At 44.5% G+C, this 23,100-nt stretch carries 22 protein-coding genes and 1 pseudogene; 12 read left to right on the plus strand and 11 right to left on the minus strand.

All coding sequences use genetic code 11. The features are described 5' to 3' along the window. Positions 1 to 22 precede the first annotated feature (22 nt). Positions 23 to 1,942 (plus strand): prolyl oligopeptidase family serine peptidase, encoded by a 1,920-nt coding sequence (locus QY309_00305; protein WKZ59933.1) that lies wholly within the window; start codon positions 23 to 25, stop codon positions 1,940 to 1,942. 70 nt (positions 1,943 to 2,012) lie between these two features. Here the strand turns inward: QY309_00305 and QY309_00310 are convergent, their stop codons facing one another. The 6 genes from QY309_00310 to QY309_00335 all read right to left on the minus strand — a co-directional run bounded on the left by QY309_00310 (position 2,013) and on the right by QY309_00335 (position 9,567). Then, a complete protein-coding gene (locus QY309_00310; protein WKZ59934.1) occupies positions 2,013 to 2,585 on the minus strand; it encodes a NifU family protein in 573 nt (190 codons plus the stop codon). A gap of 47 nt (positions 2,586 to 2,632) precedes the next feature. Further along, positions 2,633 to 3,931: a dicarboxylate/amino acid:cation symporter gene (locus tag QY309_00315; protein WKZ59935.1), complete on the minus strand. Its 1,299-nt coding sequence runs from the start codon at positions 3,929 to 3,931 to the stop codon at positions 2,633 to 2,635. 70 nt (positions 3,932 to 4,001) lie between these two features. After that, the gene (locus QY309_00320) at positions 4,002 to 5,291 is read right to left on the minus strand and encodes a dicarboxylate/amino acid:cation symporter (protein WKZ59936.1); all 1,290 of its coding nucleotides are present in this window, start codon (positions 5,289 to 5,291) and stop codon (positions 4,002 to 4,004) included. 69 nt (positions 5,292 to 5,360) lie between these two features. Continuing rightward, positions 5,361 to 6,782, minus strand: a complete 1,422-nt coding sequence (locus QY309_00325; protein WKZ59937.1) for a TPM domain-containing protein — start codon at positions 6,780 to 6,782, stop codon at positions 5,361 to 5,363. Continuing rightward, the gene (gene aroC / locus QY309_00330; protein ID WKZ59938.1) at positions 6,783 to 7,853 is read right to left on the minus strand and encodes a chorismate synthase; all 1,071 of its coding nucleotides are present in this window, start codon (positions 7,851 to 7,853) and stop codon (positions 6,783 to 6,785) included. 265 nt (positions 7,854 to 8,118) lie between these two features. After that, positions 8,119 to 9,567 carry a BatD family protein gene (locus QY309_00335; protein WKZ59939.1) on the minus strand — a complete coding sequence of 483 codons (1,449 nt, stop codon included), beginning with the start codon at positions 9,565 to 9,567 and terminating at the stop codon, positions 8,119 to 8,121. Between the two features lie 124 nt (positions 9,568 to 9,691). Here QY309_00335 and QY309_00340 point away from each other — a divergent pair, with 124 nt between their 5' ends. The 3 genes from QY309_00340 to QY309_00350 all read left to right on the plus strand — a co-directional run bounded on the left by QY309_00340 (position 9,692) and on the right by QY309_00350 (position 10,573). After that, positions 9,692 to 9,877 carry a hypothetical protein gene (locus QY309_00340; GenBank protein WKZ59940.1) on the plus strand — a complete coding sequence of 62 codons (186 nt, stop codon included), beginning with the start codon at positions 9,692 to 9,694 and terminating at the stop codon, positions 9,875 to 9,877. 104 nt (positions 9,878 to 9,981) lie between these two features. After that, the gene (locus tag QY309_00345; protein WKZ61665.1) at positions 9,982 to 10,245 is read left to right on the plus strand and encodes a DUF2752 domain-containing protein; all 264 of its coding nucleotides are present in this window, start codon (positions 9,982 to 9,984) and stop codon (positions 10,243 to 10,245) included. Then, entirely contained in the window at positions 10,229 to 10,573 is a 345-nt protein-coding gene (locus tag QY309_00350; GenBank protein WKZ59941.1) for a TM2 domain-containing protein, read from the plus strand. The genes QY309_00345 and QY309_00350 overlap by 17 nt, the downstream gene beginning before the upstream one ends. Here the strand turns inward: QY309_00350 and queG are convergent, their stop codons facing one another. The 3 genes and pseudogenes from queG to ruvB form a co-directional block, all read right to left on the minus strand. Then, a complete protein-coding gene (gene queG, locus QY309_00355; protein ID WKZ61666.1) occupies positions 10,574 to 11,470 on the minus strand; it encodes a tRNA epoxyqueuosine(34) reductase QueG in 897 nt (298 codons plus the stop codon). 114 nt (positions 11,471 to 11,584) lie between these two features. Beyond that, positions 11,585 to 11,929 (minus strand): annotated as a pseudogene (locus QY309_00360) (endonuclease domain-containing protein). Positions 11,930 to 11,955: 26 nt separating this feature from the next. Then, complete coding sequence (gene ruvB / locus QY309_00365) at positions 11,956 to 12,987, minus strand: Holliday junction branch migration DNA helicase RuvB (GenBank protein ID WKZ61667.1); 1,032 nt, start codon at positions 12,985 to 12,987, stop codon at positions 11,956 to 11,958. Between the two features lie 102 nt (positions 12,988 to 13,089). On the opposite strand from ruvB, the gene QY309_00370 reads away from it, so the two are divergent. The 6 genes from QY309_00370 to QY309_00395 all read left to right on the plus strand — a co-directional run bounded on the left by QY309_00370 (position 13,090) and on the right by QY309_00395 (position 18,337). Continuing rightward, a complete protein-coding gene (locus tag QY309_00370; protein ID WKZ59942.1) occupies positions 13,090 to 14,112 on the plus strand; it encodes an FAD:protein FMN transferase in 1,023 nt (340 codons plus the stop codon). Positions 14,113 to 14,116: 4 nt separating this feature from the next. Continuing rightward, on the plus strand, positions 14,117 to 14,875 hold the full coding sequence (locus QY309_00375; GenBank protein WKZ59943.1) for a ZIP family metal transporter: 759 nt from the start codon (positions 14,117 to 14,119) through the stop codon (positions 14,873 to 14,875). A 5-nt stretch (positions 14,876 to 14,880) separates the two neighbouring features. After that, positions 14,881 to 15,378, plus strand: coding sequence for a hypothetical protein (locus QY309_00380; GenBank protein ID WKZ59944.1), 498 nt, complete (start codon positions 14,881 to 14,883; stop codon positions 15,376 to 15,378). A gap of 77 nt (positions 15,379 to 15,455) precedes the next feature. After that, positions 15,456 to 17,348 (plus strand): acetate--CoA ligase, encoded by a 1,893-nt coding sequence (acs, locus tag QY309_00385; GenBank protein ID WKZ59945.1) that lies wholly within the window; start codon positions 15,456 to 15,458, stop codon positions 17,346 to 17,348. A gap of 38 nt (positions 17,349 to 17,386) precedes the next feature. Beyond that, entirely contained in the window at positions 17,387 to 17,968 is a 582-nt protein-coding gene (locus tag QY309_00390) for a Uma2 family endonuclease (protein ID WKZ59946.1), read from the plus strand. 24 nt (positions 17,969 to 17,992) lie between these two features. Then, entirely contained in the window at positions 17,993 to 18,337 is a 345-nt protein-coding gene (locus QY309_00395) for a DUF3127 domain-containing protein (GenBank protein ID WKZ59947.1), read from the plus strand. A gap of 88 nt (positions 18,338 to 18,425) precedes the next feature. Here QY309_00395 and QY309_00400 read toward each other — a convergent pair whose 3' ends face one another. Next, positions 18,426 to 20,867, minus strand: coding sequence for a ribonucleoside-diphosphate reductase subunit alpha (locus tag QY309_00400; protein ID WKZ59948.1), 2,442 nt, complete (start codon positions 20,865 to 20,867; stop codon positions 18,426 to 18,428). Positions 20,868 to 20,920: 53 nt separating this feature from the next. Beyond that, on the minus strand, positions 20,921 to 21,910 hold the full coding sequence (locus QY309_00405) for a ribonucleotide-diphosphate reductase subunit beta (GenBank protein WKZ59949.1): 990 nt from the start codon (positions 21,908 to 21,910) through the stop codon (positions 20,921 to 20,923). A gap of 443 nt (positions 21,911 to 22,353) precedes the next feature. Here QY309_00405 and rplU point away from each other — a divergent pair, with 443 nt between their 5' ends. After that, positions 22,354 to 22,662, plus strand: a complete 309-nt coding sequence (gene rplU, locus QY309_00410) for a 50S ribosomal protein L21 (protein ID WKZ59950.1) — start codon at positions 22,354 to 22,356, stop codon at positions 22,660 to 22,662. An 18-nt stretch (positions 22,663 to 22,680) separates the two neighbouring features. Next, entirely contained in the window at positions 22,681 to 22,944 is a 264-nt protein-coding gene (gene rpmA / locus QY309_00415; GenBank protein ID WKZ59951.1) for a 50S ribosomal protein L27, read from the plus strand. The last annotated feature ends 156 nt before the right edge of the window (positions 22,945 to 23,100 follow it).

Consider the following 23,100-nt stretch of genomic DNA (forward strand, 5'->3'; position numbering starts at 1 on the left):
TAGAATTAATCCTCTAAATGCTATGCAAACTAAAAAAGTCTTTTACCCCTTGGTATTGCTGGTTTGGCTGGGTGCGTGTAAAACAACCGAAACAGAAGCTCCACCAAAACCGTACACGATTGAACAATTTATGGATGTGAAAAACATCTATAGTGCCGGATTTTCTCCGGATGAAAAGAAGCTTTTGCTCGGCTCAAATGAAACAGGAATTTACAATGTGTTTGAATTGGATTTGGCTACCGATGAACGGAGGCAGCTAACCAGTTCAACAGAAGAGTCGGTGTTTGCGGCTTCGTATTTTCCAAGCGATGATCGCATTGTATACACCAGCGACAAAGGTGGAAATGAGATCGATCACATATTCGTGCGAAATCCGGATGGTTCAAGCACGGATATTATTTCTGACTCCGCAGCCAAAGCAAATTTTTATGGTTGGAGTCATGATAAGAAGTTAATGTACTATGCTTCGAATAGTCGTGACCCACGCTTTTTTGATTTGCATCGGGTTGATGTAAGTGCAGCACCTACAGAAGGAAACGTGTACCCTTCCATGGTGGTGTATCAAAACAACGAGGGTCTTGATCCTACAGCGATCTCGCGCGACAACCGATACATAGCCCTAATCAAACCCATTACCACCAACAATTCGGATGTATATATTCTGGATACGGAGTCGGGGGAGAGCAAACACATTACACCGCATGAAGGGGATATAGATTACAGTCCGCAATACTTTTCGCCTGATGGCAAGAAGTTGATTTACCTCACCAATGAAGGCAGCGAATTCATGTACATCTCCAGCTATGATTTGGCAACAGGAGAGAAGACGAAAATTGAAGATGCTCCGTGGGATATCATGTACACGTATTTGTCGCGCAACGGCAAGTATCGGGTGGTCGCCATCAACAACGATGCCCGCACAGAGATAAAAGTGTATAATGAGGCCGATGGCGGAAAACTGGTCCAGTTGAAAAATGTTCCGAAAGGCGATATTACCGGGGTAAATATTTCCGACAGCGAAAAGCTGATGACCTTTTATGTGAGTACATCAAAATCGCCCAGCAACTTATACCTGTATAACCTGGAAACGGACGAGATCAAGCAGTTGACCAACACATTAACGCCTGAAATCAATGGAGATGATTTAGTAGAGGCAACCGTTGTTCGGTTTAAATCTTATGATGGCCTTGAAATACCTGCCTTGTTATACAAACCCAAAGGATTGAAGAAAGGCGATAAAGTTCCTGCCTTGGTACAGGTGCATGGTGGACCGGGAGGTCAAACCCGACTGAACTACAACAGCAGCTATCAGTATTTTGTAAACCATGGATATGCCATTTTGTGTGTGAACAATCGGGGCAGTTCCGGTTACGGAAAAACCTTTTATGCAGCGGATGATAAGAAGCATGGCGATGTGGATTTGAAAGACTGCATAGCAGGTAAGCAATATTTACAAACACTCGATTTTGTTGATGCCGATAAAATTGGAATTTACGGAGGAAGCTATGGTGGATACATGGTAATGGCCGCGTTGGCTTTTACTCCTGAAGAATTTGATGTAGGTGTTAATTTGTTTGGCGTAACCAACTGGTTGCGTACGTTAAAGAGTATTCCGCCCTGGTGGACTTCCTTCCGCGATGCATTGTACACCGAAATGGGTGACCCCGTGAAAGACTCTGTGGCCTTGTATAACAAATCGCCCTTGTTTCATGCGGATAAGATTACGAAACCGTTTATTGTTTTACAGGGAAGTAACGATCCGCGCGTATTACAGGTGGAATCGGATGAGATTGTGGAGGCAGCCAAAGCCAATGGCGTTCCGGTGGAATACGTAGTCTTCCCTGATGAAGGACACGGTTGGGTGAAGAAGGAAAATCAGATTAAGTCGGCTGAGTCGATTCTGCAATTTTTAGATAAACACCTGAAAGAACAGGCACAATAAGTTTCTGGATGCAGGTTACGGGCTATAAGGCTCCAGGTTTTGTAACCCTACCTGGCATCTCAAACTTTTTCTAGAATGCTTCTACAGATTTCACCTCACCCGGCATCATGCGGGTGAACAGGTTTTCAATACCGGCCTTCAGCGTTACCATAGAAGAAGGGCATCCGCTGCACGAGCCTTGCAATTTTACCTTCACGATGCCATCTGTAAACGAGTGGTACGTAATGGCGCCACCATCCTGTTCCACTGCCGGGCGGATGTATTCCTCCAGAATGGTTTTTATTTTTTTAACGGTTTCGGTTTCTTCTTCTGCAGGAGCTGACTCGGCCTCACTCATTTCAATGATAAAGCGACCCGATTCAAGGAATTTCTGAATGTGATCTTTGATTACGTTCTGAATTTCCAACCACTCCACATCTTCCCGTTTAGTTACGGTGATGAAGTTGCTCATGTAGAAAACACGGTCAACGAATGGGTAATCGAACAACTCCTGCGCCAGGGGTGCATTGGCTGCACTTTCACGGGTGGGGTAATCAAAACTCATTCCATCCGGAATCAACATTTCATTCACCACAAATTTCAGCGAATTCGGGTTAGGGTTTGATTCCAGATAAATATGGATATGCTTGGGAACTACGTTCATGCCTGAAATTTCGTTTTAGTATGTCAATAAAACAGCCAGCTGCAAATTTAGTTCATTGCAGGCTCTTTTCGAAAACCGTTTTCGGTGGTGGCTACGATGCTGGCCACAACTGTATCTCCGGTAACATTAACGATGGTTCGGCACATATCGAGTGGCCGGTCGATTGCGATGATCAGCGCCAATCCTTCTGGTGAAACGCCAATTGCGCCAAGCACGATGACGAGGGTAATCAATCCCGCACTGGGCACTGCGGCAGCACCAATTGAAGATAAGGTTGCCGTAAGCACGATCATAAGCTGATCAGCAAGTGTCAGGTCGTGACCGAAAGCTTGCGCAATGAATACAGCCGTAACCGCCTGGTGAATGCTGGTGCCATCCATGTTGATGGTTGCACCTAATGGAAGTACAAAGCTGGTGATCTCTTCCTTGATGCCCAGATTTTTTTCTGCGCATTCCATCGTTACGGGTAGTGTAGCAGCGCTTGAACTGGTTGAGAACGCCATAATTTGGGCAGGAATAATACCCTTCAAAAACTGTGTGTACTTAATGTGTGTGAACATCCGCATGAAGAACGGATAGATCACCAGGATCATCAGCGCGAGGCTCAACAGCACCGTAATGGCGTACACCCCTAATGCGCTGAATAGTTCCAGCGCCTGTTTCGGATCATCACCGGCAAAGTCGACAATAAGTGCACCGATCAATGCAAACACACCGATGGGGGCGTAGTGCATCACGATGTCCACAATTTTTAGAATGACCTCATTGACGCCATCAAAAAATCCCTTTACATAAATTCCTTTTTGTTCAGGGATCATGATCAAGGCGATACCGAATAGTATGGCAAAGAAAATCACCTGCAGCATGTTTCGGTTCGAACTCATGGAACCAAAAATGTTATCGGGAACAATGTCAACGATTACTTGCAACGGACCGGATTCTTTTAGCTTTTCCGCATCGCTCACTTTCAGATTGGCATCCTTGGCGTACTTCTCCGATAGTTCAATTTGTTTTTCTTTCGAAAGAAAGTTTCCAGGTTTAATAGTATTTACGGCCACCAATCCAACAATAATGGCAATTACGGTGGTGATCAGGTAAAAGCTTATCGTCTTTCCACCAATGCGCGAGAGTTTTGAAATATCTTTCAGGTTTGATACACCGCTGATGAGCGAAACCAAAATCAGCGGAATGGCAATCAACTTTAATAAGTTGATGAAGATGGTTCCGAAGGGTTTTACCCAATCGGAAATAAAAGGGCCCCAGTGCAAAAAGATGGAAACCAAACCGAGCACAATGCCCAAAAACATCCCAATAAAAATGCGGATGTGTAACGGAATTTTCTTCATAATGTGATAGCCAAATCTTCGCAATTTATGGGAATGCGGCTTAAACAAAATACCGTTCGCAGGATTTTATTTAGGCTTGATCCAGCTCTGCGGGCGGGGTTTCCATCAATTCGCCCTCTGTGCCTGCAATTACGCTGGCTACTGTAGAATCTCCGGTAATGTTTACAACGGTGCGAAGCATATCCAGCGGTCTGTCAACAGCAAGAATAAGGGCTAATCCGGTAGGATCAAGACCAACCGCTTCCAATACTATAATCAGCATGATGATTCCGGCACCCGGCACCGCAGCCGCTCCAATGGAGGAAAGTACGGCTGTCATTAAAATGGTGAGTTGCTGGCCCAATGTTAAATCCAACCCAAAAGCTTGTGCAATAAAAACAGCCGAAACACCTTGGTGAATACTGGTACCGTCCATGTTAATGGTGGCACCTAACGGCAACACAAAGCTTGAAACTTCTTCGGAGATGCCGAGGTTTTTTTCTGCGCAATCGATGGTAACCGGAAGGGTAGCCGCACTGGAACTGGTTGAAAACGCCAATACTTGCGCGGGGAGAATGCCTTTGATAAAACGCATATAAGGCATTTTGGTGAAGGCTTTTAAGATTAGTGGATACGTAATAAAAACCATTACCGCTAAGCCGAGCACTACATTTAAACTGTATACCCCTAATGCCTTTAACAAACCGATGTCAATATTTAAACTGGCCAGAAGCGCAAACACACCAATAGGCGCAAAGCGCATAATCATGTCAACAATTTTCAGGATCACCTCGTTGGCACCATCAAAGAAGGATTTAACCGGTTTGATTTTATCAGGCTTGGCCAGAATCATGGCCACACCAAACAACATGGCGAAGAAAATAATCTGCAGCATGTTTGAGTTGTTCGACATGGCCCCAAACACATTCTCAGGTACTATATCAACCAGAATTTGCAAGGGTCCGTCATCCTGAACATCCTGTGCAGAAGAAATGCGTGAACCGATATCGGATGCATAGGCATTGCTTAGTTCTTCTCGTTTTTCGGCAGTCAGAAATTTTCCCGGCTTAATTACATTAACCAACAACAATCCTACGGTAACAGCAACAACCGTGGTAGCCAGGTAAAGTCCTATGGTTCGTCCCCCAATGCGCGAAAGTTTTGAAACATCCGATAAGTTGGAAATCCCATCAATCAACGAAAAAATGATGAGCGGAATGGCAATGAGTTTTAATCCGTTGATGAAAATCGTTCCCCAGGGTTTGATCCAGTTGTTGGTGAACTCAATCAATCCAAGTCCGTCAGCGCTCAAGCCCCAGATCATGCCCAGTGCCATGCCAATGAGAATTTTACCGTAAAGGGGAATACGTTTCAACTTCATGGCCTAAAAATAAGAGTATTTACAAAAGATGCACCCCTTAATTTGTATTAATGGGCCATTGGCTAGACTTCACCAACTGCTGCTCGCACCACCACCACCCGAGTCACCACCACCCCAACTTCCTCCGCTGTCGCTTGATGATGATGAACTGCTGTCACTATCTGATGAAGAAGACATGACCAACATGGGAATGATGAATTTATCGATGTGGTGATGCCCGCAATGCAAACAGGTACGCTCTTCTTCACCATATCCCTCAGCAGAGTAGGAGGCGCGTTCGATGGTTCGTCTGGCACCAAAGTGGTAAGTCATGAAACTGCACTTCGGGCAGGTAGTGAATTTTGAATTTTTATTTGGGTACCGAAGAATTTCAGTCGATCCGCAGGAGTTACATTTCCACACATCGTAATCAATTGTGCCTATTTTCTCTTCTGCTATTTGTCCTTCTTTCAAAAACTCGTCTTCCTGCGCCTCTGAGAGTTTAGCCATTTTAGCGTTGCATTTTCTGCATGTGCGCGGATGATCCCTGAAACTATTACGTTTGCTACGAAACAGTTGGTACACAAAAATCATGGGTAAAGGAAAAAATATGGCCATCAATAACCAGTATGTCTTCTGCCCGTTCATAAAGTTATAGGCATCCTGTTGCTGGCCCCTGACTACAAAGTTTTTTCCTTTAGATGAAACTCGTGCAAATCGTTCAATAAACCAGATTACAATTAAAGCGTAAAACACTACGGGAAACCAAATAAGCGGCCATTTAAAATTGTAAGCTAAAAAAAACAGCAACAGGGGTAGAGCTAGATAAAGAAGCAACCAACGTGGTAGTGAAATTGTCACTTTCTGAACTTCATATTCATTTGCTTGTTTGAATTTTCCTGACATGGCGATCATCAGTAAGTATACGAGCGCGACCACGCTATACAAAGCGACAAACACGATATACGCGTAGTGATCTTGCGAGGTGTCACGCGCAAATAACTCTTCGATGGCTTCCGGTTTGGAAAGAATGGAAACTGTGGCCTCAATACCGCGAAGCATACCAGTATTGTAATCACCTTCCCTGAAATGGGGCACCATGAACCGCTGTTGAATGCGCTTGCAGGTAGCATCGGGCAAAACGCCCTCAACCCCGTAACCGGTATGAAACCGGATGGTGCGCTGATCCATGATAAACAGAATCAACAGTCCATTGTCGTTACTCGCTTGCCCGATTCCCCAATGGCGGAAAAGGCGTTGCGCAAAATCAACATGATCTTCTTCGCCAATGGAAGGAAGCATGACAACGGCAACCTGTGCCGTAGCGGCTCTTTCCAGATCGCCCAGCAATTGATTGATGCGGCTTACTGTGGTGTCGTGTAGAATTTTTGTTAAGTCACTGACATAACTGTTATTAATCAGCTTGGTGTTGGGTACGGTTTCAACCGTATACACCTGGGCATGCACCGACAGCGAAACGCATATCAGTACCAGGAGTAAAATTTTTTTCATTTATATCCGCGAAACTTTTGCGCGCAGCAGAAAATCGGCCAGCACCAAGGCGGCCATGGCTTCAACAATCGGTACAGCGCGCGGCACCACACACGGGTCATGTCGTCCCTTGCCGCTCACCGATACTTCGTTTCCTTCTTTATCTACACTTTGTTGATCTTGCATAATGGTGGCCACCGGCTTAAAGGCCACGTTAAAATAAATATCTTCACCGTTACTGATGCCGCCCTGTACACCGCCTGAGTGATTTGTTTTGGTTCTGATCTTGCCGCCTTCGTTTACAAATTCATCGTTGTGTTGTGAGCCTGTTAACGTTGTTCCTTCAAAACCACTTCCGTACTCGAAACCTTTCACCGCATTGATGCTCAGCATGGCTTTGCCAAGCTCGGCATGAAGTTTATCGAACACGGGTTCGCCTAATCCAACCGGAGTGTTTTTGATTACGCAGGTTACCACACCACCAATGGTATCGCGGTTCAAACGGGTTTCATCAATCAGCGCAATCATTTTTTCGGCTGTAGCCGGATCAGGACAACGAACGATGTTATCTTCTGTTTTGGAAAGATCAAGTTGTGTGTAGAAAGGTGCCTGGATAGTGCCAACCTTCGAAACGTAAGCCTGAATATCAATGGATTTTTTTCTCAGTAATAATTTGGCGATAGCGCCTGCGGCTACGCGAGCGGCTGTTTCGCGTGCTGAACTTCTTCCGCCACCCCGGTAGTCGCGTAAACCGTATTTTGTCTCGTACGTGTAATCGGCATGTGACGGCCGAAAGGTATTTTCAAGATGGCTGTAATCTTTGCTGCGCTGATCCTGATTTTCGATGACCAGCGCAATTGGCGCTCCGGTAGTTTTTCCCTCAAAAACACCGCTGAGAATTTTGAATGTATCAGCTTCTTTACGTTGCGTGGTTATTTTCGACTGGCCGGGTTTTCTGCGATCCAGTTCTGATTGGATAAACGCTTCATCGATGTCAAGACTGGCCGGGCATCCGTCAATAGTCACGCCAATCGCGGGGCCGTGCGATTCGCCAAATGTAGTGATCCGAAAAAGTTTACCGTAAGTATTCATGCATTCAAAAATCAATATGAATAATCCGCTCCAATCCTAAATGCTTTCGTCATTGTGAGCCAGCCTGCGGTAAGCAGGCGCTAGCGAAGCAATCCCAATTTCAATGTTGAGAATGAGATTGCTTCAGCCTCCCGATCGTTATCGGGATCCCTCGCAATGACGGTTAATCTATTACTTTCGGCCTGATCGGATACTCACAAAAATCAATATTCAAAATTTATTGGAAGGGTTCAAAGTTTTAAGACTTTGAATGTTGAATTTTGAATTATTTCTTGAACACAAGGTAAGCCGATCCGGCCAACATCACCAAAATAAGACTATTCAATAAAATTGTAAGCCAGCGATTATCTCCCGTGGCGCGGAGGGTGTTGTCAGCCATATTGATGCGATCGTAGAAAGAACCTCCATCAACGGATTCAATTACTTCATTTTTCAAGCTTTCACCTTCCACCACCACAGAAGCGGTTGCTTTCAGTGTATCGTATGTTGCCTTTACGGGATTGAAGAAAATCCATTGAAAATCATCGGCCAGTTTAAATTCGCCTGGTTCTTTGGGGATAATAAAGTAACTGAACGATTTGCTTCCCATTACCCGGTTTGCATCGCGCCTGATGTTTTGTCGAACGTTGGGTTCGTAAAAATCAAAGTTGATCGTGTTTTTTACGTTCGGCTTTTCAATGGATGAAATATTTCCTTCTCCGTAAATGATAAAATCGTACGAGAAACTTTTTCCGGTCTGCAAAGCGGTTGAACTTATTTTTTCTTCCAACCGGTAATCGCCAACGGCCACTTGCTTGCTCAACGGATGTGGAGGCAGCTCTTTTACTTTCACCGTTTTTGGTTTCGAGTAAAATGTCTTCAAATCCTCCTGCCGGTTTTGCCCGAAGAAGGAAGGATTTTTTGCCACTTTATATTTTTTCATTTCCAGTGGAACGCTTGGGAACACAACCGGTTCAGTATTGATTGGATAAAAAGTTGCCTGATACATTTTGTATCGCGTGTACAGTTTTCCATTTAAGGTTATCCGTTCTCCTTCAATGTTTTCTATGTTGAAATTTTCTTCCCAACAATTGGCGGGTTTTAAATTTTTTAGAATCTCCGACATCTGTTTGCTGATGTCGTGCCAATACAGTGGTGCTTTGTTGTCTTCAGCAACATAAAATCCCAATACGGCATTCACGCCTTCGCCAATATACACTTCATCTTTATTGGTGGTGAGCGCAAGAAAGGCATCTTCTTTAATGTCGATGTATTCGGTGGGTGGCGCACCATATACATTGTCGCGTTCAAAAAAACTTCTGAACGGATCTACCTGGCGTTGTTGCGTAACGGGTGGGCCAACTTTCACTTTTTTTCCGGGTGAGGAGATCACCTGATCGTTCACTTTCATTTTAAAGGCCGGAACCGTTATCGTGCCTTGCCGTGACGGAAAGTACGACATGATGATACTTTGCGAGGAGGAAATCTGCCCGTTGATGATACTGGTTTGCGAGGAGGTGGATTGCCCGGCTTTTGAGAATCCGTCAATATCCGGAAAGTTGTCAATGCTCTTCAATCGCTCGTTTTGAACCGAAACGGTTATGGTCCAGGCTTGGTTCTGACCGATTTCATCGGGCCCTAAGGTGATCTGAATATCCTGTCCGTAAGTGAACGTTGCGCTCAGCAGGGCTAATAGCAGGGTAAAAAGAACGATTATCGAAAAATCCGGCCTCATACTCAATCTCTGTACCAAAATGATCGTTACAAAACTAAAAATGTTCTTTCAGTTCATTTAACTCCATGTTAAATTTAACTGTTGCAAGCATAACTAATTTTTTAACCGTTCATTACGTATTGCGATGCTAAATTATGTCAAGAAAGTGCTCACCAAAGTGAGTTTTGACGCTCAGCTCTTTGAAAAGGAGCTGCGAAAGGCCATCAACCTGTTGATTGGCGATGACATCCGGGAGCTCAAACATTGGTGTTACGCCAGGTTTGGGAATCAGTACGAGGCGATCCTGAATCGCTGTTTTGTAGTAGCTTAAATTTTGTTTCATCAACCCCCTTGCCAAAACAAGGGGGTTTTAATTTATATTCACGGGTGGTTTCAAAATTTCGTTTGCTATTCCGGTATTTTCCACCCGAAGCTATGTTCTGGACGGTAGCGTTGATCGCCCTGGCTTTTTATCAGCCCGCGGTTCAAAATCATTTTACGTTATGTCCGTTAAGTAACCTCGGTTTTGATTTTTGTCCTGGTTGTGGGTTGGGCAAATCAATTGCGTGGTTGTTTAAAGGAGAAATTGTACAGTCGTGGCACGCACACCCGCTAGGAATATTCGCGGTTATTGTTTTAACTTATCGGATAATTTCACTTACCCTCAAATCAAACAAACCCTATGGCAAAAGTAACTGATGTACTCCCTGAACTAACAGGCGAAGAGATGGTGTATGTTCAAAATCTGTTAAAAGATTGGGATGATGAAAAGGCAAGAAGCTTTGCAAATATTTATCGTACACGGAGAAAGGATCCTCAAGTGATTTTAATTACAGCCTTGCTCGGGCTAATTATTGTTGCCGGTGTACATCGCTTTTTACTTGGACAGATTGGCATGGGTTTACTTTATCTCTTCACGGGTGGACTGTGTTTAATCGGAACAATTATTGATTTGGTTAATCACCAGAAGTTGGCCTTCGAGTTTAATCAGAAGGTGGCAGAAGAAGTGGCTACCATTATGAAGTAGTTATTTTGCTACAAACTCTATATTTCTTTTCAATCCTGTAAAGCCGGTGCGCTTCACAGCAGATTTCTTAAAGACTTTTCGAAAAACTTCTTCGGTGATTTCTTTCCAGTCGTTTTGCGATAGGTGCTCAAGATCGGGGTGAGGCTGAAAGCGCGGTTCATTATGCGGTTGTGAAAAGCGATTCCACGGGCACACATCCTGGCAGATGTCGCACCCAAAAATCCAGTTTTCGAATTTTCCTTTTACTTCGTTGGGTATTTCTTCTTTCAATTCAATGGTGAAGTACGAAATACATTTGCTTCCATCTACCACGTAGGGTTGCGGAATGGCATCGGTAGGGCACGCATCCATACAGGCAGTGCAGGTGCCGCAATAATCTTTAATGGGGCCATCGTATTCCAGTTCCAGGTCAAGAATGATTTCGGCCAAAAAGAAAAAACTGCCCAAAGAGCGATTCAGCAACAAAGAATTTTTTCCGATCCATCCCAACCCGGATTTTTTTGCCCACGCGCGTTCCATCACCGGTGCTGAGTCTACAAATACGCGACCGTTCACCTCACCAATTTCATCCTGAATACGCTGGAAAAAATCTTTGAGTTTATCTTTGATTACGAAGTGATAATCCTCACCATACGCATACTTGGCAATTTTAAGGTTATCGGGTTGCGCTAAATCTTTTTTTGGGTAGTAATTATACACCAGGCTGATCACCGATTTTGCGCCAGGTACCAGTTTGGTTGGATCAAGCCGCTTGTCGAAATGGTTTTCAAGGTACTGCATCTTACCCTGGTAGCCGCGTTTAAGCCAGGCTTCAAGTTTTGGAGCCTCTTCTTCCAGAAATTCAGCTTTGGAAATGCCACAAAATGAAAAGCCCAGTTGTGCTGCGGTAGACTTAATGAATGATGTGTAGTGTTTTACACCCCCCCGGCCCCCCTCGAGGGGGGGATTGGGTATGTGCCCCCCTTTAGGGGGGATAGGGGGGTGTAAAACGTTTTCTTTAATCCACTTTGATATTTCAGCAACAACTTTTTCAGTTTGATTTCTAACGAACAAATCATCAAACCTCAGGAAGGTAACACCGTGCTCTTCAATTCGGGATTGCCTTACCTGATCTCTCTTTTGCGCTTCACTTGTTGAATGGCTTGCACCATCAACTTCAATAACCAGTTGAAGTTCATGACAATAAAAATCAACGATGTAGTCGAGTAATGGAACTTGTCGGTGAAATTGATAGCCTAAAATTTTTCTTCTTCTGATTTCCTGCCACAGAGTAGTTTCAGAGATTGTGCTTTCCTTACGAAGCTTGCGTGCTTTCTCTTTTAAATCTTTTCTGTAAGGGATTAATTTATTTTTCACGAGTCACAAGTGCTAGACGAAAAAGACTAGTCGAATAAACCCGGCCGCTTACTTTGCGGTGGAACGATTTTTAAATGAAGATAAGCCAGTTCAGTGGCCTCTCGTCCGCGTGATGTTCGTTTGATATATCCTTCCTGAATCAGAAATGGTTCGTACACCTCTTCTATCGTTTCGGCCTCTTCGCCAACAGCAGTAGCAATCGTGGAAATCCCCACTGGCCCGCCTTTAAACTTTTCAATGATGGTAAGCAGAATGCGGTTATCCATATCATCCAGCCCGTGTTCATCTACATCAAGTGCATTCAGGGCCAGTTGCGCAATGGCAAGCGTTATCGTTCCGTCACCTTTTATCTGGGCAAAGTCGCGTGTTCTGCGCAACAGGTTGTTGGCAATACGCGGAGTACCACGGCTTCTCCTGGCAATTTCAAAAGCAGCTTCTGTATCAATAGGTGTATTTAAGATTGAAGCAGAGCGATTGATGATTTTCTGGAGCAGCGTTGAATCGTAGTATTCCAATCGTGCGTTAATACCAAAGCGCGCCCGGAGTGGCGAAGTTAATAGTCCGGCACGCGTGGTGGCGCCAATCAGTGTAAAGGGATTCAACCCGATCTGAATTGAGCGAGCATTCGGACCTGTATCCAGCATAATATCGATTTTGAAATCCTCCATGGCAGAATACAAGTATTCCTCCACAATCGGATTCAGCCGGTGAATCTCATCGATAAAAAGCACATCGTTTGTTTCAAGGTTGGTAAGCAAACCCGCCAGATCGCTCGGCTTGTCCAGTACCGGGCCGGAAGTGATTTTGATGTTCGTTTCCAGTTCGTTGGCAATGATGTACGACAAGGTAGTTTTGCCCAACCCCGGAGGTCCGTGCAGTAATACATGATCCAATGATTCGTTCCGTTGACGGGCAGCTTCTACGAATATTTTGATGTTGTCAACAACCTTTTGTTGCCCCGTAAAATCATGGAAAGAGAGCGGCCTGAGCGCCTTTTCGATTTCTTTTTCGGCAGCTGTCTGGTTATCCGAATCTCCCTGCAAATAGTCCTCGCGCATGTCGTGATGTTTCGCGAAGGTACTCAATTCGTGCGGATTTGTTTTAAAGCAACAGTGTTGCATTTAGACAATTTCTATAACTTGCGCTTCAATTTTCAACGAATGAACAACCGCACCAAGAATATCATCTACAGCATTCTATTGATCCTTACGGTGTATTCGGTTTACCTCTACCGGAAAAGCCAGCCGGTTCCCATTATGATTGAAGGGAAAACCATGGGAACATCTTATCACATTACGTATTTTGACGAACAGGGTCGCAATTTCAAGCCTTCTGTAGATTCGTTGCTAGAAGTTGTGAATCAGAGCATCAACACCTATTTGCCTGATTCGGAGATCACACAATTCAATCAAGGAGATGGATTTAGGTTTTCACTCCCGTACTTTTTGCCGGTGCTTAAAAAGTCGCGCGAGGTTTTCAATGCTTCTTCCGGAGCATTTGATCCTACTGTGATGCCACTGGTAAATGCTTGGGGTTTCGGCCCGGCTGAACCACTGAATCCGGATAACCTTCAGGTAGATTCCATTCGTGAGGTGGTGGGTTTTGAAAAGATTCAATTCAATGCGGATAGTGTGTGGAAAACAGATAGCCGTACACAACTTGATTTTGGTGGGATCGGGCAGGGTTATGGTGCTGATGTGATTGCAGATTTTCTGAAAGTCAAGGGTATTGTTAATGCGTTTGTAGAAATTGGCGGAGAGGGCATGGCCTGTGGTATCAACCTGAAAACGAAAAAGCCTTGGGAGATCGGTATTTTAGATCCGGCTTCTACGCGCGAACATCTTTTTTTCAAAGCGTATGCTTCATTGAAAGATAAATCCTTTACCACATCGGGCAACTATTTCAATTATCGTGAAATAGACGGTAAAAAATATTCACACACCATTGATCCGGAAACGGGTTATCCTGCACGTAAAGAAATTCTGAGTGCTTCTGTTTTCGCGGTTGATGCCATTACAGCGGATGCGTGGGCCACAGCTTTTATGGTCATGGGGCATGAGCGTGCCATTGAAGTATTGAAAAGCCGTTCCGATATCGAAGGATTTATCATTTATTCCAATGATCAGGGAGGAACAGACGTATTTTTATCAGAACCATTGAAAACCAGTATTAAACTCAAGTAATACAATGACCCTCAAATTGCTGGTACTTTTCTTTACACCACTCCTTTCGGGGTTGTTGGTTTATTTGCTGCCAAGTGGTAAAACCCGGAGCTATCGGCTACTCCTGGTATTTGCCGGTGCCTATCTTTTCGGAATTACGGTGGTTCACATATTACCGGAGCTTTATCGAGGACATGGCGAAGTTGAGCTGATTGGCCTTTTTGTTTTGTGTGGATTTTTTCTGCAACAGATTCTGGAACATTTTACATCGGGTGTTGAACACGGACACATTCACACCCATGATCATGCGCACGACCACAAACATTCGCATTATCATGAACAAGTTTCGGCAATTGTGTTGTTGATGGCGCTGTGTGTACATGCATTCCTGGAGGGCGCCATGTTGGCACAACCGGCTTCAGGTATTCAATATGATGTGAATGCCGTGTTGTTAGGCATTGCCTTGCATCGGGCTCCGGCAGCTTTTGCGTTAATGACTGTGCTTTCGTTTCAACTTCATTCCAAGAATAAAGCAATTCCATACCTCATTGTATTTTCGGTTGCGGCACCAATCGGGTTGTTAATCTCCACATACCTGGTAGAAGCTGAAATTCTTTCCCAATCGGGATTAGTATTGCTTTATGCACTGGTGAGCGGAAACTTTCTGCATATCTCTACAACCATTGTTTTTGAAAGCAGCCCTGAGCATCACTTTAACGCACGAAAGCTTACGGTAGCCATATTGGGCGCGCTGGTGGCGGTGGCAGTTGAATATTTTCTGTAATTCGGATGAGAGAATTCTTTGGCAGAAAAATGGTGGGCAAAACGGATTATGAACTAAAATCGATAGTTGAGAGGAGAGCGTTGTTTCAGGCTGAGGCTGTGCTGGCAGCCATTGATGAATTGGAGAGAAGAAATTTACCTGTTGAAGATACAACAAAAATAAAGGTACTTGACTCATTAGCGAAGGAAGAAATTAAGCATGAGCATCAAGATGAGGAAGTTATACTGTTCCCAAACACAATTATTGTGCTGGTTTGCTCGCTAATAAGTCCAGCAATTTCAGGAATACCATATGCTATAAACCTTTGGCGAATTGGGAAGAAAAATGAGATATGGATTGCTTCTGCTGTTCTTATTATTTTCAATTTTGGTGAAGTCGTTTTAGCCCGGACGTTTCCATGGGGATGGATACTCTGGTTTCCGCTGAATTTCCTTGCGGCAGTTGCTATGGTACGGATTTTTCATTTCCTCGCGAAGAGTAACAAACAGGTTAAATCAGACTAACCAACCTGTTTTTAAGGAACTCGATTTTTGCATTTTTCCCAAAACAAATAGATTTTAGAACTGGTAAAGTGCTTAGTATGCAGATCATTCAATCACAAGAGGATTACCGGAAGCAATATCAGTACAGCATTGAAAACCCCGAAGCCTTTTGGGCTGAAGTGGCAGACGATTTTCTGTGGCGTAAAAAATGGAATAAGGTGCTGGAATGGGATTTTCATAAACCCGAAGTGAAATGGTTTCTTGGAGGAAAACTGAATATCACCGAGAACTGCCTGGATCGTCACTTGCCTGAGCGCGCCAACCAGACAGCCATCATCTGGGAACCGAATGATCCTTCAGAAGAGCCGCGCAACATTACCTACCAGGAATTATTCCATGAGGTTTGCCGGGTGGCCAACATGCTGAAAGCACAAGGTGTGAGAAAAGGCGACAAGGTTTGCATTTACATGCCGATGATTCCGGAAGTAGCGTTTGCCATGTTGGCCTGTGCGCGTATCGGTGCGGTTCATTCAGTTGTCTTTGCCGGATTTTCTTCGCGATCATTGATTGATCGCATCAATGATGCCGGATGTAAATTGGTACTGACTACCGATGGCTCTTATCGGGGAGATAAAGTTATAAACCTGAAAGCCATTGTGGATGAAGCACTGGAGAGTTGTCCTTCTGTTGAAAGGGTGCTTGTAAAGAAACGCACGGGTTCAAAGGTGGTTATGAAAGCCGATCGCGATGTGTGGTGGAATGAGGCGATAAAAAATATGCCGGATGTGTGTGTCGCAGAAGAAATGGATGCGGAAGACCTGTTGTTTATTTTATACACATCAGGTTCCACCGGAAAACCCAAGGGCATGGTACACACCATTGGTGGGTATATGGTGTATACGAACTTCACATTTCGCACGGTATTTCAGTATCAGGAAGGCCAGGTGTATTGGTGTACAGCCGATGTAGGCTGGATAACCGGACATTCTTACATCGTATATGGTCCGCTGTCTGCAGGTGCCACTACCTTGATGTTTGAAGGTGTTCCTTCCTGGCCCGATATGGGGCGCTTCTGGCATGTAGCTGAAAAACATCGCGTCAATATTTTTTATACCGCACCCACGGCCATCCGTTCGTTGGAAAAAGCACCGTTGAGTTTCGTAAAGCAATATGATCTCCACAACTTAAAAGTACTGGGCACGGTTGGTGAGCCCATCAATGAGGAGGCCTGGCATTGGTACCATGAACACATTGGCAGGGGCAAGTGCCCAATTGTGGATACGTGGTGGCAAACCGAAACAGGTGGGTTTATGATTTCACCAATCGCACACATCACCAAACTCAAACCCGCTTTTGCTTCCTTTCCATTGCCTGGCGTTCAGCCGGTTATTATGGACGAAAAGCGACAAGAAGTAACTACTTCTCCGGGCGAAGGACGACTGACAATCGGTTTTCCATGGCCGGGAATGGCGCGCACCATTTATGGCGATCATCAACGTTTTCGGGAAACGTATTTCTCCACCTTTCCTGGAAAATATTTTACAGGAGACGGATGCAGGCGCGATGCCGAAGGCTACTACCGCATCACCGGACGTGTGGATGATGTGATTATTGTGTCGGGCCATAATTTGGGTACAGCCGAAATTGAAAGTGCGGTTGATGAACATTCAGCAGTATGCGAAACAGCGGTAGTAGGTTATCCACACGATATTAAAGGGCAGGGTATTTATGCATACGTAATCTGTTACGATAAGCCACACGAGGAAGAAAAATTACGCCTGGAAATCCGCGAGCTGGTGGCCAAAATTATTGGCCCCATTGCCAAACCCGACAAGATTCAGTTTGTGAGTGGCTTGCCCAAAACACGCTCCGGAAAAATTATGCGCAGAATTTTGCGAAAAGTTGCCGAAGGAAATACCACGGATTTAGGAGATGTTACTACCTTGCTCGACCCTGCTGTGGTGGATGAAATCAAGGCTGGGGCGCTTTAAAAGAATCATTTCCTCCTAATTTTGGTTACCTTTGATGTATGGAAAGCTTCATTTTGAAATTCCCATCTGATACGCAGTTTAGTGATGATGAATTCTTTGAATTTTGCGCAGCTAACGATCCGTTGCGTATCGAGCGAAACAGCAAAGGGCAAATAATTATTATGTCGCCATCAGGAAGTAAAACTGGTAATATCCATTTCAGAATTTATTCGTCATTAGCCAATTGGTATGATAAAAATGAGCACTCGGGTTATATCTTTGATTCCTCAGCCGGATTCAAACTTCCTGATCAATCTGTTTTAGCGCCTGATGCTGCTTTTGTTGTGAAGCAACGCTGGGAAAGTTTGACTGATGAACAGCAGAAAAAATTTGCACCTCTCACCCCGGATTTCATTATCGAAGTACGATCAGAATCGGATAGTCTTAGCCAGCTTAAATCCAAGATGGATGATTGGATCCGCAATGGTTGCCGTCTGGCATGGCTTATCGATCCAATTGAAAAGAAGGCGTTCATCTATAGGCCAAATGAGTCTGTCACCTCAATCGATAATTTCAATTCAAAGTTGAGCGGTGAAGTTGTTTTGCCTGGCTTTGAACTTGATCTGTCAAAACTTTTGTAATCTCTAATTCTTTTAATTGTTACTATGGAAATAACAGGAACAGTAGTATCGCTTTTGCCCATGCAAAGCGGACAAGGAAAAAACGGAACATGGAAAAAGCAGGAGTTTATCCTCGAAACACCCGGTCAGTATCCAAAAAAAGTATGCTTGTCGTTATGGGGCGAAAAGGTTGACGAAAACCGCCTTAACCCAGGCGACAGAATAACCGCCTCCATCAATATTGAAAGTCGTGAGTACAATGGCCGTTGGTATACCGATGTGCGTGCATGGAAAATTCAGAAGAGCACGCAGGATCAACGCGAAATGGCCCCACCTCCGGATCAATCGTTTATGCCGGATTCAAACTCAAGCGATGATTTGCCGTTTTAGTTTTAGGTAACGTATTCACGAGGAAAAGCAGAAATAAAAAGCCCCGATGAAACTTCATCGGGGCTTTTGTTTTAGTGAGCAAATTCAATTAGCTACCACACGCCTCGCACGCATCCGGATTATCCAGCGAGCAGGCCATGTCCGACATTTTCTTTTCGTAGTCGGCCACTTGCGTGTAGGCCAGTTCCTTTTGTGGTTCTGGCTTGGTTGCTGCAACCGTGGCGCCAACGGCAGCCTCGGCTGTAACGGTTTGCTGCATGGCCGTTTTATCAAGCGTAAACTTAATGGCATCCGCAGCTGCCGTTGAGCGCAGGTAATACATGCCGGTTTTCAATCCTTTCTTCCACGCGTAGAAGTGCATGGAAGTAAGTTTGCCGAAGTTCGGATCCTTCAAGTGGATGTTCAAACTCTGCGACTGGCAGATGTACGCACCCCGATCGGCCGACATATCAATAATGGCCTTTTGAGAAATTTCCCAAACGGTTTTGTAGATGTCTTTGATGTTTTGCGGAATCTCCGGAATCGGTTGTACCGAACCATTAGTAGCAATAAGCTTCTGGCGCATCGTTTCATTCCACAAACCGAGATCAATCAGGTCTTTCATCAAATGCTTGTTGGCAATGATGAATTCACCGGAAAGTGTTCTGCGGGTGTAGATGTTTGATGTGTATGGCTCAAAGCATTCGTTGTTACCAAGAATCTGCGAAGTAGAAGCCGTAGGCATCGGAGCAAGCAACAAGGAGTTGCGCACACCGTGCTTCTTCACTTCTTGCTTTAGTTGTTCCCAGTTCCAGCGTCCGCTCTTTGGATTCACGCCCCACATATCGAACTGGAAGATGCCTTTCGATACCGGAGAACCTTTGAAGGTTTCGTATGGCCCCTGCACTTTCGCCAGCTCCATAGATGCTTCCATGGCACCGAAGTAGATGGTTTCGAAGATGTCTTCATTCAGCCTGCGTGCTTCTTCCGAGTCGAACGGCATGCGCAGCATGATAAAGGCATCGGCCAATCCTTGCACGCCTAACCCAATAGGGCGGTGGCGCATATTGGAGTTGCGTGCTTCTTCAACCGGGTAGTAGTTTACATCAATAACCTTGTTGAGGTTGCGGGTAACTACTTTGGTGATCTCGTATAATTTCTGGTGATCAAACTTGCCATCGTCTGTTACAAACTTCGGCAACGCCAATGAAGCGAGGTTACATACGGCAACTTCATCTTTAGAAGTGTACTCGATAATTTCCGTGCACAAGTTGCTCGACTTGATTGTACCCAGGTTTTTCTGGTTCGATTTTCTGTTGGCAGAATCCTTATATAAAATATATGGTGTTCCGGTTTCGATTTGTGATTCCAGAATTTCAAACCACAGGTCTTGTGCTTTTACTTGCTTGCGGGCCTTGCCTTCTTTTTCGTACTTATCATACAAGCGTTCAAATTCTTCACCCCACACATCGGCCAGGCCGGGTGCTTCATTCGGGCAGAAGAGCGACCACATTTCGTTGTTCTCCACACGCTGCATGAACAGGTCTGGTATCCACATGGCGTAGAACAGATCGCGTGCACGCATTTCTTCTTTACCGTGATTTTTCTTCAGGTCGAGGAAATCGAACACATCAGCATGCCACGGCTCGAGATAGATGGCAAAACTTCCTTTACGTTTTCCACCACCCTGATCTACATAACGTGCGGTCATGTCGAAGTTGCGGAGCATCGGTACAATACCGTTTGATGTTCCGCCTGTTCCTTTAATGTATGATCCTTTTGCACGAACGCTATGGATGCTCAAGCCGATGCCTCCGGCTGATTGAGAAATCTTTGCGCATTGCTTTAGTGTATCGTAAATGCCATCAATGCTGTCATCCTTCATGGTGAGCAGGAAGCATGACGATAATTGTGGCTTAGGTGTACCGGCATTGAACAATGTAGGCGTTGCATGCGTAAACCATTTTTCTGAAAGCAGGTTGTAGGTTTCAATCGCTGCGGGAATATCCTCGCCATGAATACCAACGGCTACACGCATCAACATGTGTTGTGGGCGTTCCACCACCTTACCATCAATCTTCATCAGGTACGAACGCTCCAGTGTTTTAAAGCCGAAATAGTCGTAGCTGAAATCACGATCGTAAATGATGGCTTCATCCAATTCAGCGGCATGGTCGCGCACAATCTTCCAGGTTTCCTTGGAGATGAGAGGTGCGTTTTCACCCGTTTTGGGATCCACGTACGTGTACAAGCGCTTCATGGTGTTGGAAAAAGACTTGCTCGTAACCTTATGTAGGTTGGACGTAGCCAAACGAGCAGCCAACTTGGCGTAGTCGGGGTGCTTCGTGGTTAACGTGGCGGCAGTTTCAGCGGCCAGATTATCCAGTTGCACGGTGCTTACGCCATCATACAAACCATTAATCACCTTCATGGCAACCTCTACCGGGCTGATATACTTCGTATCCAGTCCGTAACAGAGCTTTTCAATGCGTGCGGTGATTTTGTCAAACTTTACGGACTCTCTGCGTCCGTCTCTTTTTATGACAAGCATTTCTTAGGGTTGTTTAAAGAGTTTAAAAAATGGTGAAAAGTGTTTTGAAGATATTAAAAATCTTCATTGAGTGAAAACTTCGGAGACGAATCTTTTTCCGAGCTGTTCAACACTCCGGCTTTCTGGTATTCTGCCACGCGTTTTTCAAAGAAATTTGTTTTTCCGCGCAGTGAAATCATATCCATAAAGTCGAATGGATTGGTGGCACCATAAACCTTCTTGCCAATTAATTCATTCAACAAGCGGTCGGCCACAAACTCAATATATTGACGCATCAGCTCTGCGTTCATTCCAATGAGATTTACCGGCAGCGCATCGGTCACAAATTCTTTTTCAATTTCAACGGCATCCTTAATAATGTTAATCACCGTTTGTTCCGGCAGTTTACCGACTACATGTTGTGTATAGAGGTGGCAAGCAAAATCGCAATGCAGTCCTTCATCTCTGGAAATCAATTCGTTGGAGAAGCTCAAGCCCGGCATAAGGCCGCGCTTCTTCAACCAGAAAATAGAACAGAAAGAGCCCGAGAAGAATATGCCCTCAACAGCGGCAAAAGCGATCAAACGTTCCTGAAAACTTCCGTTCGATATCCAACGCAATGCCCAATCTGCTTTTTTCTTCACGCAGTCGATCGTTTCGATGGCGTGAAATAAAGAGTCCTTTTCTTTGGGATCTTTTACATACGTATCTATTAATAGTGAGTATGTCTCAGAGTGAATGTTTTCAATGGCAATCTGGAAACCATAGAAAAACTTGGCTTCTGTGTATTGAACCTCTGAAACGAAGTGCTCGGCCAGGTTTTCATTTACGATACCATCGCTGGCGGCAAAGAAAGCGAGTACGTGTTTAATGAAATGGCGCTCACCGTCATTCAGGTTTTCCCAGTCGGTAAGGTCCTGGCTCAGGTCAATTTCTTCAGCTGTCCAAAAGCTGGCTTCAGCCTGTTTATAAAATTTCCAGATGTCGTGTTGTTGAATGGGGAAGAGTACAAAACGGTCTTTGTTTTCCTTCAAAATGGGTTCTTCTGGTAAAGAATGGCTCATCTTTCCTTGGGTTTTAGGGTTGTTTAAATATTTATCAGACTTCCGCGGACGGTGTGCTGGGGCATGTACCACCGTGGTTGCCAGGTTAAAAAATCAAAAAAATTTACTTGTATTAACCGGAAACAAGACTCACCTCTTTCCGGCTTGTGTAAGCGTACAAATATTTGAAATGAGCACTACAAATCAAAAGATGCTCAGCAGCCAAAAATTCGGTTTTCATGCTGAATTTGCATATTTCGAAGGTTTATAAATGGTTGTGTTTTAGGTGGTTGGTAGGGCCTTTCAATGCTCTGCTTTCACTTAAAACCGGTCAGAAATTTTTTTTTATTTTTTTCTGATCCCCGAAAGGGTCTTATTTCAGGGGTTAGTGGGCCAATTTCCATATCCGCGGTTCTGAAATCTGAATTCTTTTTCTACCTTTGCAGTCCAATTTTTGAAAAGCTATGTATGCAATTGTAAACATTGCCGGAACACAGTTCAAAGTGGCTAAAGACCAGTATATCTACGCTCCCAAGCTGGAGGGAGAAGCCGGATCAAGTGTAGACTTCGATCAGGTGCTTCTGCTCGACCGTGACGGAAAAGTAGAAATTGGCGCCCCTACTGTTAAAGGCGCGAAGGTATCAGGTAAGATACTGGAGCACGTAAAAGGCGATAAGGTAATTGTCTTTAAAAAGAAACGTAGAAAAGGCTATACCGTGAAAAACGGTCATCGCCAGCAGTTCACGAAGGTTCAGATTGAAAGCATTGGTTAATTCCTAAAGCATTTAAAGATGGCACATAAAAAAGGAGAAGGTAAAGTAAAGAACGGCCGCGAATCGGAAAGCAAACGGTTGGGCGTTAAGGTATTTGGTGGCCAGAAAGTGGTTGCCGGTAATATTATCGTGCGCCAGCGCGGCACCAAACACCATCCAGGCAAAAACGTGGGTTTAGGCAAAGATCACACCCTATTTGCCTTAACAAATGGTGTAGTTGTATTTAAAAAAGGTCGTGAAAATCGCTCATTTGTATCGGTTGAGCCGGTGGCAGAGGCGTAGAAAGTCTAAGATTATTCTTACTATTAAGTATTAGCCCTCGGGAATCTCCTGAGGGCTTTTTATTTATTAGAACTTCACTAAAACCAATGAATATCATTTGGTTGATGGTCAGCTTATTAGTTGTTTATTTTGGATAGGGCAAAAATTGACCAATTT

Source organism: Cyclobacteriaceae bacterium (assembly GCA_030584025.1).
Lineage (GTDB): Bacteria > Bacteroidota > Bacteroidia > Cytophagales > Cyclobacteriaceae > UBA2336.

Coding starts and splice junctions, on each gene's coding strand:
- aroC (WKZ59938.1), bottom strand. CDS start 7,853: ATGAATACTTACGGTAAACTTTTTCGGATCACTACATTTGGCGAATCG.
- ruvB (WKZ61667.1), bottom strand. CDS start 12,987: ATGCGCGAGGACTATTTGCAGGGAGATTCGGATAACCAGACAGCTGCC.
- QY309_00345 (WKZ61665.1), top strand. CDS start 9,982: ATGTTCTGGACGGTAGCGTTGATCGCCCTGGCTTTTTATCAGCCCGCG.
- QY309_00335 (WKZ59939.1), bottom strand. CDS start 9,567: ATGAGGCCGGATTTTTCGATAATCGTTCTTTTTACCCTGCTATTAGCC.
- QY309_00395 (WKZ59947.1), top strand. CDS start 17,993: ATGGAAATAACAGGAACAGTAGTATCGCTTTTGCCCATGCAAAGCGGA.
- rpmA (WKZ59951.1), top strand. CDS start 22,681: ATGGCACATAAAAAAGGAGAAGGTAAAGTAAAGAACGGCCGCGAATCG.
- QY309_00325 (WKZ59937.1), bottom strand. CDS start 6,782: ATGAAAAAAATTTTACTCCTGGTACTGATATGCGTTTCGCTGTCGGTG.
- QY309_00375 (WKZ59943.1), top strand. CDS start 14,117: ATGACCCTCAAATTGCTGGTACTTTTCTTTACACCACTCCTTTCGGGG.
- rplU (WKZ59950.1), top strand. CDS start 22,354: ATGTATGCAATTGTAAACATTGCCGGAACACAGTTCAAAGTGGCTAAA.
- QY309_00380 (WKZ59944.1), top strand. CDS start 14,881: ATGAGAGAATTCTTTGGCAGAAAAATGGTGGGCAAAACGGATTATGAA.
- QY309_00340 (WKZ59940.1), top strand. CDS start 9,692: ATGCTAAATTATGTCAAGAAAGTGCTCACCAAAGTGAGTTTTGACGCT.
- QY309_00405 (WKZ59949.1), bottom strand. CDS start 21,910: ATGAGCCATTCTTTACCAGAAGAACCCATTTTGAAGGAAAACAAAGAC.
- QY309_00400 (WKZ59948.1), bottom strand. CDS start 20,867: ATGCTTGTCATAAAAAGAGACGGACGCAGAGAGTCCGTAAAGTTTGAC.
- QY309_00315 (WKZ59935.1), bottom strand. CDS start 3,931: ATGAAGAAAATTCCGTTACACATCCGCATTTTTATTGGGATGTTTTTG.
- QY309_00320 (WKZ59936.1), bottom strand. CDS start 5,291: ATGAAGTTGAAACGTATTCCCCTTTACGGTAAAATTCTCATTGGCATG.
- QY309_00305 (WKZ59933.1), top strand. CDS start 23: ATGCAAACTAAAAAAGTCTTTTACCCCTTGGTATTGCTGGTTTGGCTG.
- QY309_00370 (WKZ59942.1), top strand. CDS start 13,090: ATGAACAACCGCACCAAGAATATCATCTACAGCATTCTATTGATCCTT.
- acs (WKZ59945.1), top strand. CDS start 15,456: ATGCAGATCATTCAATCACAAGAGGATTACCGGAAGCAATATCAGTAC.
- QY309_00350 (WKZ59941.1), top strand. CDS start 10,229: ATGGCAAAAGTAACTGATGTACTCCCTGAACTAACAGGCGAAGAGATG.
- QY309_00310 (WKZ59934.1), bottom strand. CDS start 2,585: ATGAACGTAGTTCCCAAGCATATCCATATTTATCTGGAATCAAACCCT.
- QY309_00390 (WKZ59946.1), top strand. CDS start 17,387: ATGGAAAGCTTCATTTTGAAATTCCCATCTGATACGCAGTTTAGTGAT.